The 14,233-nt window shown below is 63.8% G+C and carries 11 protein-coding genes and 1 pseudogene; 3 read left to right on the forward strand and 9 right to left on the reverse strand.

Annotation, left to right across the window (positions count from 1 at the left end):
- The 4 genes and pseudogenes from HMPREF0591_RS33190 to HMPREF0591_RS20295 all read right to left on the reverse strand — a co-directional run.
- Positions 1-774, reverse strand: a pseudogene (locus tag HMPREF0591_RS33190) (PEP-utilizing enzyme); the annotation flags it as partial.
- Positions 775-1,181: 407 nt separating this feature from the next.
- Positions 1,182-2,336 carry an acyl-CoA dehydrogenase family protein gene (locus HMPREF0591_RS20285; RefSeq protein ID WP_007170491.1) on the reverse strand — a complete coding sequence of 385 codons (1,155 nt, stop codon included), beginning with the start codon at positions 2,334-2,336 and terminating at the stop codon, positions 1,182-1,184.
- Between the two features lie 142 nt (positions 2,337-2,478).
- A complete protein-coding gene (locus HMPREF0591_RS20290; protein ID WP_007170492.1) occupies positions 2,479-3,084 on the reverse strand; it encodes a hypothetical protein in 606 nt (201 codons plus the stop codon).
- Positions 3,077-4,705 (reverse strand): pyruvate, phosphate dikinase, encoded by a 1,629-nt coding sequence (locus HMPREF0591_RS20295; RefSeq protein WP_007170493.1) that lies wholly within the window; start codon positions 4,703-4,705, stop codon positions 3,077-3,079. Before HMPREF0591_RS20295 ends, HMPREF0591_RS20290 begins: the two co-directional genes overlap by 8 nt.
- Positions 4,706-5,138: 433 nt before the next feature.
- On the opposite strand from HMPREF0591_RS20295, the gene HMPREF0591_RS20300 reads away from it, so the two are divergent.
- Positions 5,139-5,876: a TetR/AcrR family transcriptional regulator gene (locus HMPREF0591_RS20300; RefSeq protein ID WP_244269002.1), complete on the forward strand. Its 738-nt coding sequence runs from the start codon at positions 5,139-5,141 to the stop codon at positions 5,874-5,876.
- Positions 5,877-5,895: 19 nt separating this feature from the next.
- Here HMPREF0591_RS20300 and HMPREF0591_RS20305 read toward each other — a convergent pair whose 3' ends face one another.
- Both HMPREF0591_RS20305 and HMPREF0591_RS20310 read right to left on the reverse strand, forming a co-directional pair.
- Positions 5,896-7,911 carry an oxidoreductase gene (locus HMPREF0591_RS20305; RefSeq protein ID WP_007170495.1) on the reverse strand — a complete coding sequence of 672 codons (2,016 nt, stop codon included), beginning with the start codon at positions 7,909-7,911 and terminating at the stop codon, positions 5,896-5,898.
- Positions 7,908-9,125, reverse strand: coding sequence for a cytochrome P450 (locus tag HMPREF0591_RS20310; protein ID WP_007170496.1), 1,218 nt, complete (start codon positions 9,123-9,125; stop codon positions 7,908-7,910). The genes HMPREF0591_RS20305 and HMPREF0591_RS20310 overlap by 4 nt, the downstream gene beginning before the upstream one ends.
- Positions 9,126-9,303: 178 nt before the next feature.
- Between HMPREF0591_RS20310 and HMPREF0591_RS20315 the strand changes: the two genes are divergently transcribed.
- Both HMPREF0591_RS20315 and HMPREF0591_RS20320 read left to right on the forward strand, forming a co-directional pair.
- Positions 9,304-9,951, forward strand: a complete 648-nt coding sequence (locus HMPREF0591_RS20315) for an NAD(P)-dependent oxidoreductase (protein WP_244269004.1) — start codon at positions 9,304-9,306, stop codon at positions 9,949-9,951.
- A gap of 62 nt (positions 9,952-10,013) precedes the next feature.
- Positions 10,014-10,799, forward strand: a complete 786-nt coding sequence (locus HMPREF0591_RS20320; protein ID WP_007170498.1) for an enoyl-CoA hydratase/isomerase family protein — start codon at positions 10,014-10,016, stop codon at positions 10,797-10,799.
- A 2-nt stretch (positions 10,800-10,801) separates the two neighbouring features.
- On the opposite strand, the gene HMPREF0591_RS20325 is transcribed toward HMPREF0591_RS20320, so the two are convergent.
- The 3 genes from HMPREF0591_RS20325 to HMPREF0591_RS20335 all read right to left on the reverse strand — a co-directional run.
- On the reverse strand, positions 10,802-11,458 hold the full coding sequence (locus HMPREF0591_RS20325) for a TetR family transcriptional regulator (RefSeq protein ID WP_007170499.1): 657 nt from the start codon (positions 11,456-11,458) through the stop codon (positions 10,802-10,804).
- Between the two features lie 140 nt (positions 11,459-11,598).
- The gene (locus HMPREF0591_RS20330) at positions 11,599-13,191 is read right to left on the reverse strand and encodes an AMP-binding protein (RefSeq protein ID WP_007170500.1); all 1,593 of its coding nucleotides are present in this window, start codon (positions 13,189-13,191) and stop codon (positions 11,599-11,601) included.
- A gap of 21 nt (positions 13,192-13,212) precedes the next feature.
- Positions 13,213-14,233 (reverse strand): LLM class flavin-dependent oxidoreductase (locus HMPREF0591_RS20335; protein ID WP_007170501.1); only part of this gene is annotated, 1,021 nt, incomplete at its 5' end.

A 14,233-nucleotide genomic window follows, 5' to 3' on the forward strand; every position in this document is an offset into this window, starting at 1 on the left:
CCCGGGACAGTGGTAGCCGTGCCAGAGCAGGAAGTCCGAAAGTTCAAGGCTGCCGCGCGAGACGCGCCACAGGTCGGCCAAAACCCGGGCCTCCTCGTGAGAGCCGTGGCCGCGCAACAGTTCAGTGGCATCCACGCCGGCCATGGCGGCCAGGTTGGTCAGTTGCTCGTGCAACGGCTGAATAGCGCAGGCGCTGACCACGGCCTGCACGGCGAGTGTTTGCTCGAAGCGGGAGATCGCCTCTGCCATCAACGATCGGAGCTGCTCGCCGGACAGCGAATCGATCATGCCGATCGCGCTGCGCCACCATGCGTCAGTTTCGATGCGTAGCCGCTCGATTCGCCGCGCGATGTGCAGCAGCGTCCAAGGGTAGCGTACGGCGATCCACGGGAGCCGCCGGATAGACGGCCTGCTGACGAAGTCATCGGGAACAAATCCGAAGAAGTCCCGGGAGAGCGCTTCGCCTGACTGCCCAGGGATCAGATCACCCATCGCGCAGAGGAAATCCACCCGCACAGCCATGCGGCCATAGAAGGCGCCAGTGATCCGGTGCTCGTCGCGCTCTGGGATGGCCGCCTGATTGGCCGGTAGCACACCCATGGCCACGAACGGGGCACGCAGTCCGAGTTCGCTGGCCGGAACCCACACGCTGGCGCACAGCGGCGTCATCACACCCGGGACGGCCTCAGCCAGGTTGACCGAACTCCACGACGCATCGGGAGGCGAAACGGCATGTAGGGCAGACGCCGCCACATCGCCGGTCGCTTTCGCCACGAGAGCCCCCCGTTACTGAAGTACAGAATTTTTTTATCCGGATTAGAAATATCATATGCGCTCGTCCCGCGCAGGCATAGTGCGAAATCGTTGATTGACGCGGGAAGCTCTTCCATTCCTGTGACGTCGCCGCGCACCGCTCACGTCCTCATCCTGCTCGTGGCCCTACGCAAAAGGTAATGTGGCCCGTCCAGCGGAGCTCCCGGCACGGCCATCCGGCTGCTGGCGCGCGAGCGCAGGCACTATCGACCGGGGCTACCTGTGCAGACGTTCGTCTTGCCGGATGCGGGCTGCAGCATCGATTACCGTCCAACGCGCCGTCGTGGTTTGACCATGCACAGCAGTGGCTTGAAGCCACCCTTACGAATCGCCGACGCTGAGCGCCGACCGCTAAGGTCGGTCGAGTGTCAAATACCGCCGCGCGAAACAAGCTGACTTGCAATGACATTGCGCTGAATTTCGTTGGTTCCCTCGCCGACAATCATCAGCGGCGCATCGCGGAAGTACCGCTCGACGTCGAACTCCGTTGAGTACCCGTAACCGCCATGAATCCGGACGGCATTCAGCGCAATCTCCATTGCCGTCTCCGATGCGAAGAGCTTGGCCATGCCAGCCTCCATGTCGGTGCGCTCGCCGCTGTCATAACGGTCAGCCGCATAGAGAGTGAGCTGCCGAGCGGCGGTGAGCTTTGTCGCCATATCGGCCAGATAATGGCCGATGGCTTGATGCTTCCAGATCGGCTGACCGAAGCTCTCCCGCTGCTGGGAGTAGGCGAGCGCGTCCTCAAGGGCGGCCGTGGCCACACCGAGCGCACGGGACGCGACTTGGATCCGGCCGGTCTCGAGGCCCTTCATCATCTGCGAGAAACCCTTGCCGGGCACCCCACCGAGGATCGCCGATTCGGCGACGCGGTAGCCGTCGAAGGACAGCTCGCAACTCTCCACGCCCTTGTATCCCAGCTTGGGCAAATCGCGCGAGATCGTGAGTCCCGGGCCGGGTTCAACCAGCAGGATAGAGATGCCGGTGTGCCGCGGCGTCGCCTTCGGATCGGTCTTGCACAGCAGAGCAATCAGACCCGATCGGCGCGCGTTGGAGATCCAGGTCTTCGCACCGGTGACCACAAAGTCGTCACCGTCACTGACCGCGGTGGTCGTCATGCTCTGCAGATCTGATCCGCCGCCGGGCTCGGTGAGCGCCATGGTCGCACGCATATCGCCGGATGCCATCGCCGGGAGATAGGCTCGCTTCTGCTCCTGGGTCCCGAACAGTGTCAGCAATTTGGCCACCACGGTGTGCCCACCCATGGCCCCGGCCAGGCTCATCCAACCGCGGGCCAATTCCTGCGTCACCAGCACATAACATGCCATCGACACCGGCGAGCCGCCGTATTCTTCGGGGATCGCCAGTCCGTATATCCCGATCTGTTTCATCTGTTCGATCCACTTCTCGGGGTACTCGTTGTCGTGCTCGACCTCGCGAACCGTCGGCTTGACCTCCCGATCGATGAACCCGCGCACGGTCTCGACGAGCAGGGTCTCTTCATCGCTCAATACAGTGCTCACGCCATCACCCCTCGAACCAGATTTTATTCTAGATTAAACGATGGTGCGAGCACTTGACGCATGCCCATCCTTCTTTCGGTCGACCGGAGATGACGACGTGGGCTAAACGGTGATCGATGGTCGAGCCGACTACGCGACGCGTTTAGCTGGCGTGCCCGGCGCGTGCCTCATCCTCACGGGTGAGACCCGAGGCCTCGATGAATTCCTGATGCAGTTCGAACCATACGGTGTGGTAGGAGTCGACGATCGGCCTGGCCAACCAACTGGTATCGCCGGCTTTGACCTTAGCCAAGGCCGACTCGAGTTTGTCTGCGTACGCCTTCAGCCGACTCAGATATGTTGCAGCAGAATCGATGACGGGCCGCACCATTCGATGGACGTCATCGAGACGAGCAATCACAGCTGCGTCGTAGTCGAGGTCGTCGTGGGAGTTCGGTTGACCGTCCCTGATCTGCCAGTCTGTTATGAGAGCCTTGAACTCGTTGTTGGCGTCACGGAAACTGTCGTAGATGAAGGCCAGTACATCTTGGTCGACGCCCGACCGCTCTTCAGCCAGAAGAGCGTGAAGCCGCTCGCGTCCCTCAGGACTGAGCCGGACAGTCTTTCCCTCGACGACGAGACCCTCTGAAATCAGTTGCGCCAGAGTCGATGCGACCGCTGCAGGATCTTCACCGACGGTGGCGATCAAATCCGGCTCACGCACCCGACCCTTGAGGCGGATCGCTTGCAGGACAGTCAAATCAGACATCGGTCAGTACCTTTGTGTTGTTGTCGAGTTGGTGCGCGACCAACATGGTGATGAGCGGGTGCGGGGAGACGACGTCGGTGAGGCCGGCAGCAAGCGCCTTCGCCACCGCTGATGGAGACGAATCGCTAAGCACTGGGTAGTCGCCCACTGCATGGCCGCGAATCGGGCTGACACGGCGCGCGATCTCGGCTAGCTCAGCAAGATCCGGGGAATCAGTCTCGGACCACGCGGTGAGTTCCAGGATCCCATCGCGCACCTCACCCTCGGCCCCATCAACCGTTATCAGCTTGCCCTCGAGCGCCGCGACGACCCCGTCTCCGCATCCGACGACGGCCGGTCTACCAATCTCGCGGCTCACCACCGCGGCGTGCGATGTTGCGCCACCCGTCTCCGTGACGATTCCCCGGGCAGCCAGCATGCCCTGAACGTCGTCGGGGCTGGTGGCTGCACGCACCAGGATCACATCTTCCCCCTCCTCGGCAGCATCGAGTGCCTCGTCAACGTCGGAATAGGCTCTGCCTGACACCACGCCGGGGCACGCCGGCAGTCCGCGTGCTAATAGTGGCGCGGCGAACCGGGTTTCAGGGAGAAGCGCCGGTGAGAGAAGCGTCTCGATCTGGCCCGGTGTCACACGGCGCAGTGCCTCCGCGTCGTCGATCAGCTCGTCGCGGCGCAACCGCAGCGCCAGCCGTACCGCAGCCTGAGCGGACCGCTTAGCCGCCCGAGTCTGCAGCAGCCACAGTTTGCCCTCCTCCACAGTGAATTCGATGTCCTGCACGTCTGCGGCGAGCCGCTCCAGGGTCTGCGCCGCGATCATGAGTTGGTCATAGACAGCGGGCTGCTCATCCCGCAACGCCGCGATAGGTTCGACATCGACGTTGCCTGAGACGACGTCCTCACCTTGGCCATTGGCAAGCCACTCACCGAACGGTTCGTCGGCTCCGGTGACAGGATTGCGCGAAAACAGCACCCCGGTACCTGAATCGCGCGCGAGATTGCCAAACACCATGGTTTGCACGACAACTGCTGTTCCTGCGTCGGCATCCAGGCCATGGTGTCTTCGGTACGCGACGGCTCGCGGGCTATTCCATGAGGCAAACACAGCTTCGATCGCTCCCCGGAGTTGCTTCCACGGATCCGCCGGTACCTCGACCTCTGGGTTTCCTCCCAACACGATGCGCCGGTACATCTCGTTGAAGCGCTGGCGAGTGTCGCGGGCGAATTCAGCGGAAGCGGCGAGTGCGAGTGCCTTCTCGACGTCATCATTGATCCCGAGGTCGAGCACGGTGTCCATCATCCCGGGCATCGATAGAGCGGCTCCGCTACGCACGCTAACCAACATCGGCCGTGGGCCGCGACCAAACGTGCGGGATGTCTGATTCTCCAGCCCCCGTACGTGCTCGCATACTTCGGCCCACAGCCGGTCGATGCACTGAGTGCGACCGGCGAAAAACTCCGCGCAAACGCTGGTCGTGATGCAAAATGCCGGCGGCACCGGCAACCCCTGCCGTCGCATCGAATCGATGCCGTACCCCTTGCTTCCAAGCAACTCACGGCCAAGGCCGGCCCGGCCGTCCAGCGCGACGACCGAGGGACTCGCTCCCTCACCTATTTTTGACATGAGATTAGATTCTAGATGAGTGTCGGCAATTTTGACACAAGATTAGATTTCTAGGGAAGTCCAGGCCACAGTGCATGACTCGGCCACGGGAGCCGGGCTAATCGCCCTGATATCGGCAAATCTCGTGACGACCAAAACCGTTCGACCAGCATCATGAATCATCATGCGCTCCACCCTCGCGAGTGACCGCGTACTGCTCCGGTCTCGCCGGTCCACGTCGACATCAACGAGACATCCGTTGGGTCTCGCGGGGGTTCAAGCCACGCTGCATGTCCTCGCCCAGGCTCTTCGGGCCATCGAATTCGGCACATCGGCTCGTTGCTGCTGTTAGCAAGACGAGGGCGGCATTACCGCAGGGTTCTTGCCGATGGTTGGTGCTTGGTGGCCGGAAAAGGCGGCGAAACCTACAACTTGTGTTGAATACTATTGAACCGTGCCTAGAAACCCCTCCTCTACGAAGGCCGACGCTGACAGCACGAACACGAAGTCGCAACGCACGCGGGCACGAATTCTCGACGCAGCCGCCCGTGTGCTCAGCGTCAAAGGTTTCGCCGGGACGCGGCTGACAGATGTAGCGGATGCCGCCGAGATACAGGCACCGGCGATCTACTACTACTTCCCGTCCAGGGAGGACCTGATCGAGGAGGTGATGTATTGCGGGATCCACGATATGCGCACGCACCTACAGAAGACGCTGGACGCACTGCCGGCCGGCATGGCGCCCATGGATCGGATCATGGTCGCGGTCGAAGCTCACCTGCGGCACGCGCTCGAACTGTCCGACTACACCACCGCGTCGATCCGGAACTCAGGACAGATCCCCAGCCGGCTGAGCAAGAGGCAGAAGAAAGAGGAGGCCGCCTACGGCCGGATTTGGCAGGGTCTGTTCGCCGACGCCGTCGCAGAGGGTGAAGTCAATCCCGAGTTGGATCCGCAGTTGGCCCGATTCTTGGTGATGGGAGCGATGAACTGGACTGCGGAATGGTGGGACCCTCGCCGCGGATCCGTCGACGCCATTGTGGCCAACGCTCAACTTTTGGTCCGAAGTGGTCTCACCTCGGCGACCAAGGCATCCGCGCCGGCAACGCAACGCTCTGCCAAGCGTGTCGCGACATCGGCACGACCGACCAGCGCCCGCACTCGCTCCCGCGTCCGTCGGCCATCTGAGTGACGCTGCCCGACGAGACCGCTCAAGTGGCACTTCCACCCCAGCCGTATGCCGCGACCGGCCTAATCCAGTCCGGCTGAAGGGAGTCGACGGACTGCCGCCCCTCGACCACCGCCACCTCCAGCCGGCGCGGTGAGCTTGCGTCCCCGATCACCCGCACTATGGGGCAAATTCCGACGAGTTCCTGCTGAAAGGCCCGATCTGGTGTCCCCCCGCTCATGAAGACCACATCGTCGAAAGCAAGTCGTTGCACTCGGTGCGGGGCCTCGAAACAGGCCACCTCCGCAGAACCGGGTGACAATCGGTGGATCACCGTTCGCGGGAAGAACGTGAAGTCGCCCTTCAGAAGCTTCGATAGAAGTGGGCTACCAACCATTTCCCACCGCATTTCCAGGTTCGCCGCTACCAGCGAATAACGGCTGACCATGAGGACGCGACGGCCGCTGTCGACGAGCTGTTGTGCGACGTCAGTGCTCTCGTAATGGCCGATCTCGTCGAGCATCAACACCGTGTGCCCGAGACTGGCTCCGCGCAGCACGTCCCAACCGGTGTGGACGCTGACCGTGCTGATCCCGGGAAGCGGCAGGCGTGGCTGCAAAGTCTGGAATCCGTCCCGGCGGGGCTTGACGCCGGTAGCGACGATCACGGCGTCCGGTGCCATGCGCCGCACCGTCTGGACGTCAGCGGGAGTCCGCAGCCGCACATCGATGGCATGCAAGCGCATCTGGTGCTCGTAGAAATCGAGCAACCTTGCGATCTCCGGCCGGGTGGGCGGCACCAGCCGGAGCTGTCCCCCCAGTGCGTCGTCCGTTTCCAACAGAGTCACGCGGTGACCGGCGATCGCCGCGCTGCGGGCCGCTTCCATGCCGGCCGGGCCACCGCCGATCACAACTACCTTCAGGCCTGGCGCGTGCCGGACGATGGTGCCGTCATCGTGGGTCAGTTCTCGACCGGCAGCGGGGTTGACCGTGCACATGGCGCGACCGCGGGTGTTCAGACCGCCCGCACAGCTCTGCAAGCACGCGATACACGGACGTATCTCGGCGCCGCGACCGCTTACCGTCTTGGTTACGAGCTCGGGTTCGGCGAGGGTGGCACGAACCATGGCGACGAGATCTCCGACGCCGCAAGCCACTATCTGATCGGCCTGTTGCAAAGTCGCGATGCGACCGGCGACGATCGTCGGCAGCGTTGTCACGCGGGTCATCCGTTCGCTGACCGGCAGCATGTATCCAGGTGGTTGATGCGCGCCGCCGATCAGCAGGTCGCGCGCGTAATGCGATCCCAGCGACACGTCCCAGAAATCGACCAAAGACTCACGCTCCAGCATCGAGATGAGCGTGCTGAGGTGCGACGGTGTTGTTTGGTCCTCCGGACCGTCGGGAGATATTCGTAGTCCAACGGGATAGTCCCGTCCGACCGCGGTACGGAGCGCGCGGAGAACCTCCACCAGGTATCGGGACCGATCTTCCAACGACCCGCCATACTCGTCATCGCGCAGATTGGTCGCCGGGGAGAGAAAGCTCGAGAAGAGGTAGCCATGTCCGGCGTGTAGTTCGATGCCGTCAATCCCCCCTTCGCGCGCGCGCAGCGCGGATGCGACGAAGGCTTCGGTCAACTCGTCCATCATCATGCGGGTCATCGGCACAGGCAGCATCCCGAGGCCTGGATCGGGAACGTGCGACGCGGCCCACGGGGCTGAGCTGTCCCGGGTCAGCTGGGTCGGACCGCCATGCCAGATCTGCTGAAACAGCTTCATCCCCTCGGCATGCACCGCGGTGGTGAGCCTTATCAGGCCCGGCAGGACGCGGTCGCTGGTCAAATCGAGCATGGCCGGCGAACTCCAGTGGACCTGCGCGACATCGGCGAATGCGAGCGCTACCCCACCACGGGCCCGAGCCAGCAAGAACGCGATCATGTCATCGCTCACCAATTGGTTGACCGCCAGCCCGCTGCCCTGGGAGGTGCGGACCACCCGATTGCGCAGCAATACGGGCCCGATGTGTGTCGAGCTCAGCACATGCTCGTAGCCGCTCATCGCGGGACCGGAGTGAAGACCACCTCTAGCTTCGCGGGCCCACGAGTATTGCCACCTCCCCGCCATTCAATATCGGCCGGGCCGCCCTCGCCGGACAGCCGGTAGTCCGGAATGGTCGCGAGGATCTCCTCGAGGACGATCAACATCTCCGTCACCGCGAGGTGCTCGCCGAGACACCTGTGACGCCCCGACCCGAACGTGAGGTGGGGGTTCGGCGTCCGATCGATGTTGAAGGAGAACGGTTCGCTGAATTTTGCCGGGTCGCGGTTGGCCGCACCGAAATTGAGCATCACTTTGTCGCCGCGGTGTAGCCGTGCGCCCGCTCGATCGTGGTCGTCGACGACGGTGCGGGCCATGTGGATGATCGGCGGGTCGACGCGCAACGACTCGTGCACCGTCGCTTTCATCAGGTCGGCGTCGCTGAGCAGGCGGTCCTTGAGACCGGGCTCGGCGGCAACCCGGAATAACATGCTTCCGATGCCGTGGACGGTCGTTTCGTGTCCGGCCAATACCGTCAGTTGCACCATGCCCAGAGCGATTTGGGGCGGGATCTCCGCACCGTCGATGCGGGCGTTCACAAGTTTGCTGAGTGTGTCATCGGTCGGGTTGGCACGCCTGATGCGGATCAGTTCTTCGAGCCAATCTTCCAGCTCCGTGGCCGCCGCTCGTTTCGCCTCGATGCCCACCTTCGCCGTCGACAGGAAATTTCCGGTCAGGCGGCGCGCCACCGACCAATCCTCGCGCGGGAGGCCCAGCGCGAGGCCGATCGCCAGCGACGGCACGATCTCTGCCACAGAATGCACGAGATCGGTATGCCCATCGGCCGAGAACGTCGCGATGCAGTCCCGAACTATCTCGCGTAACTGCGGCTCCATAGCCGCGACGGCAGGGGCGGTGAAAAACGGCATGACCAGTTTGCGGTACGGGGTGTGCCCCGGCGGGTCGAGTTCTGCCGGGACGACCGGCATCGATGCACCCGTTGGCGGGATCATGATGCCTGCCGTAGTGGTGTAGCGCTCGTGGTCGCGCGCCACCTCGAGCACATCGTCATAGGTGGCGAGCAGCCAGAAGCCGCCATATTGATCACTCCACCCGACCGGGCAGGTCTGCCGAATCGCCGCGAGGGTTTCATGCAAGTGGGACTGCACGGTTGGGTCGGCGAAGTCGTAGTCGATCGCTGGGCAGCGAACGCTCCCCGGGGCATCGGTGGTCATCAAGGACTCCTCACCTCGAGTCGTTCCAGGGGGAGCGCGGAAGGAGGCAGATGCCACATTCGCCGCGCTGCGCCCTCGCGGATGTCCGGCCGCGCAGGGCATTGCGATTCGAGCTACCGCTAATCTAACGTCGTTAGGTGAGGACCGCAAGCATTCCTGGACATGAATGGAGCGTCTGATGCATGTGCTGCTGTTAGGGGCAACCGGCAAGGTCGGCGCGCCGATCCGCGATGAATTGCGGGAGCGCGGCCACGAGGTGACCGCAGTGGTTCGCGACGGATCGCGACTGCCCCCAGCGGACGCGTCCCTACATCACCGGATCGGAGACGTCTTCGACGGCGCATTCCTCGACGACGCTGCGCAGGGCACCGAAGTCGTGCTCTGCTCGGTGGCGCTGCGTGACGACGCCCAGCGTGAGCGGACACCCGCGACGCTGATACGTCGCGCCACCCACGCCGCCGGCTGCGCGGGCGCCCGCCTCATTGCGCTCGGCGGTGCGGGCAGCCTCCGAACGGCCTCAGGCGTCGATGTGGTCGACACGCCAACCTTTCCCGAAGTCGCCAAGCGAGAGTCACTGGGATTTCGTGCGGCGCTACGTGATCTGATCGACGACGCCCCCGAGGACCTCGTGTGGACCGTGGTCTCGCCGCCCCTCGTTATCGAGTTCGACGGGCCGCGCACGGCCAGCTACCGAACCGCCTACGACGATCTCATCGTCGACGAGGCCGGCGCCTCGCGCATCTCCGCCGCCGACCTCGCCGTCGCCGTGGTGGACGAGATGGAGAAGTCCCAATATCCGCGCCGACGATTCACCGTTGGATATTGACGGTCCCCGCCAATACCAATCGCTGCTTGATTAGGGTGGGCGTACGTCGATAAGCTGCACGAATGACAGTCCAGCACGGGGACCTTCGACTCGAGCGCCACGGCAACGTCGCAGAGATCATCTGGGCAGCGCCCAAGCTGAACTTGTTCACCCCACACGTGGCCGCGGCGTTCGAGGCGATCCTCGGCCGGCTGCCCAGCGACATCCGGGCTCTGTTGCTGCGCGCCGAGGGCAAGGTTTTCTGCGCCGGGGTTCGGGTCCAGGAATTCACCGTCATGGACGGCCGGGCCGGCACGGATTTCAGCAGGCGCCTACTCACGTTGATCCGCAGGATCGAGCAACTGCCCATACCGACGGTGGCGGTCGTCCACGCGCTCAACCTCACGATCGGTCTGGAACTGGCGTTGGCATGCGACTTCATCTGGTCGGCTGAAAACGTCAGTATGGGCCTGGTCGAGGCCACCGTTGGCATCACGCCGGCGGCGGGCGGCACCCAACGCCTGGTCGCGCGCGCCGGCGTGGCACGAGCCACCGAGATGGTTTACACCGGACGAACCTACGACTCGTCGCGATTGCTCGAGTGGGGTGTCGTCGACAAGGTCCTGCCATCTGACCAGCTCCTTACCCAGGCCCGCGCCTTCGCCGATGAATTGGCCGCGGGCCCCACCGTCGCGACAGCGATTGCGAAACAGATCATCGCCGTGGCCCGCGATCGCGGCGTCGCCGCCGCCGACGACATCACCCCGGACCTGGCCGGACCGGTTCTCATCAGCGAGGACGCGGCGATCGGGCTAGAGACCATGCTCTCGCAAGGGCCGGGCGCCAAACCCGCGTTCGTTGGTCGGTGACGCTAGGCGTGCTTACCGAGCTCGGCGGCAGGCAACCACCGTGCCTGACGTTCCTTCACGGCCGTGTCGATCGCGTCCAGGATGCTGTTGGTGACCAGGTCGTAGATCTCGTCGAAGGACAGTCCACGTTCCGACAATGCTTTGGCCAACGCCGGATATTGACCGGCGTCGATGTCGTGCCGACTCTCGGGCGTGTACCCCTGCGTTTCGTGCAAGGCGCTGCCGATGGCGAAGAGCTCGAGAGCATCGAGCAAGGGCATCACCGCCGCACCCGGAACGCCCTCCTCGACCAACCGCTGCGCCGACGTATCAAGCATGCGGGCTCCCATTCCGAGCGAGCGTTTGCCGACGATCAGCGGGACCAACGCGGGGTGCTTGAGTAGCGCTGCACGCAACTTCCGGGCATTTTCGGGCAGCCAATGCCGCCAATGGTCGTCCGATTCCTCCGGAGCGCGGACATCAGCCAGCGCGAATTCCGCTGCGCCGATGAGGATTTCATCCTTGTTGTCGAAGTGGTGATACAGGGAAGCTCCGTTGACTCCGAGGGCGTCGGCTAACCTACGGATGCTGAGCCCTTCGAGTCCGTCTTCGTCGATGATGGCCAGGGCCGTCTCCAAGACTTTCCGCCGCGAGATCAGCGCCACCTTCGGTCGAGCCATGCGTGCTCCTCCCACGATGTTGCTGACAGCTTAACCAAACGCCGTACCCGCTGCTGAGCACCGCAACGGCGGTGTCATCACGATGGCTCTCGCGCTAAGGAGTGGTCCGCATTGTCGCGGTGATTCGTTGGACCCGGTCGTCACCGCTGTGCTGACGCCACGGTCGAACGTCCAGAACCGTACTTCTGCTTCAGCTCGGCCTTCGGGATCTTGCCGGTGACGTTGCGTTCGAACGGCTCCACGACCAGGAAGTCGGCGGGCACCTTGTATTTGGCTAATCGGCTCCGACAGTGTTCGGCGATGGCCGTCGTATCGAGTTGCACACCGGGCCGCAGCACAATCAGCGCACGACCGACCTCGCCCCAGCGCTCGTCAGCGATCGAGATGACCGCGGCGTCGGCCACGTCGGGATGCTCCGCAATGACGCGCTCGACCTCGGCCGGATACACGTTCTCGCCTCCGGACTTGTACATGTCCTTGTAGCGGTCGACCATCGTCAAATATCCGTCCTCGTCTTGGACGAGGGCATCTCCGGTGCGGAACCATTCACCCGCGAATGCTGAGGTGTCGTCGCGGTTGCGGCGCCAGTAACCGGGCGTGACGGCCGGGCCGTGCGCCCACACCTCACCGGTCTGGCCGGGCGCGACGTCCTCGCCGTCGGGCCCGACGATCCGAATAGCGGTGTACTGCACGGGAAGCCCACACGAGCCGAACTTCGTCAGCGTGGCCGTGGGCGGAACGATGCTGACGATCGGGCCCATCTCGGTGGAACCGTAACCGACACTCAGCGGCAACCCACGATCGTGGAAGGCTTTGGTGACCTCCCAGTTCAGGAAGCCGCCGCCAATCTGACCGTGCACCATGTGGTTGAAGTCACCGTCGGCGAACGCGGGAACAGCACTCATCATCTGATACATGACCGGCGCCCCGGAGAAATGCGTGAGACCTCTTTCCCGGTCGGCCAGCAACTCGACAACTCCGACCGGATCGAATCTGGGTACTACCGCCACCGTTCCGCCCAGTGCCAGCACCGGATTCGTCATGCTGTTGAGACCGGCCGCGTGAAAAAACGGCAACACCGCCAGATAACGACTGGACGACGACAGCCCGTAGGGCTGCACCGAATTCAGCAGCTGGTAATGCAACGTCTGATGCGTGCAGATCGCCGCTTTGGGCCGGCCGGTCGTTCCCGAGGTGTAGAGGAGTTGCACCGGATCGGTGATGCGGCTTATCGGGCGGGCGGCTCTAGGTGCGGCGGCCGCAGCGCCGGCGACGATGTCGTACGCGGAATCGGCTGGAAGGCCATACTCGTCGGCTCCGGCGACGCCGGGGAAGGATGCCAGCCGCGGGATCCCGGCCGCCGCTGCGATGTCGACAGCCACCTCACGCATGCCGGCGTCGTGGATCAACACGATCGGATCCGAATCAGTGCACAGGAATTCCAGTTCCGGGCGAGCCAGCCGGAAGTTCAGCGGGACGAAGATCGCGCCGAGTCGCATACAGGCGAACTGAACGACCAGCACCCACGGATCGTTGTACGCCAGCACAGCGACCCGATCACCCTGACCAACGCCTAGGTCGTCGGCGAGCGCGCCGGCCAGACCTGCAACAGTCTCGTCGAGCGCGCGCCAGGTCATGACCTCTCCGGTCGTGACGTCCTCGAGCGCAGGTGCGTCGGGCTTGCTGCGGCTGTGGTAGCCGACCACGTCAGAGGCTAGAGGGTGAACGCTCATAATCCCCGTCCTGCTGCGTCGTCAGTCAAGCTGCGGAATGACCGCGCTACCGATGAGTTCGACCATCTCACGGAATTCGCCCGCGGGCTGTCCGCCCATGTCGATGTAAATCAAGTTGGTGGTGCTGGACAGCAGCTGCGCCCAGGTGTTGAGCCGATCGGCGACCTCCGCCGGACTACCGACGATCGCCGGGCCACGAGTGGTGAGAAACTCGAAGTCAAACGGCTTGTTGATGAACGGGGGCGGATCCGGGTTGACCCTGCAGATGACGGTCTTCATGAGCTCGAAGTAGTTGCGATAGCGCGGTTCCCACCGCTGCCTGGCCGCCTGACTGGTCTCAGCGACATTCACATGCCAGCAGGCACCGACTCGGGGTTGACGCGAGTGGCCGTAGGAGGCGAACTTTTCCAGGTAACTTTCGACGACCGGCTTGAACATCTCCGGATTGCCGAAAGCCGAGGGCAGCATCAGATCGAGACCGAGCCGGGCGGCCAACTCGGTAGACGATTCCGAGGCGCCACCGCCGATCCACAACGGTACGGCGCCGACCGGCGCGGGTTGCAGCACGAAGTCGTCGATCGGCCCACGGTGGCGCGATCCGGGCCAGTCGATCTTCTTGCCCGCCCACAACTGGGTGAGCAGTTCGATGTTCTCGGCGAACAACTCGTGGGAGTCGTCGAGTTGCTTGCCGAACAGCGTGTAGGTGGAGACGAAGAAGTTGCCCCGCCCGGCGACCACCTCGCAGCGCCCACCGGACAACGCGTCCACGGTCGCATAGTCCTCGGCCACCCGGATCGGGTCGAGGTTCGCGGCCAGCGTGACCGCGGTGGACAATCGCAGGTGCTCGCTGCGCTCCCCGATTGCCGACAGGATCACCGGCGGTGCCGACGTCGTGTATTCCAGTCCGTGGTGCTCGCCGATATGAACGCCGTGGAAACCGACGCTGTCAGCTGCCACGGCAGCTTCGACGATGCCGCGATGCCGTTCGGCCGCGGTCTCGGTTTCACCGGTGACAGGATCGGTGACCACGTCCCCCAGCGAC

This window comes from Mycobacterium parascrofulaceum ATCC BAA-614, assembly GCF_000164135.1.
Taxonomy (GTDB): Bacteria; Actinomycetota; Actinomycetes; order Mycobacteriales; family Mycobacteriaceae; genus Mycobacterium; species Mycobacterium parascrofulaceum.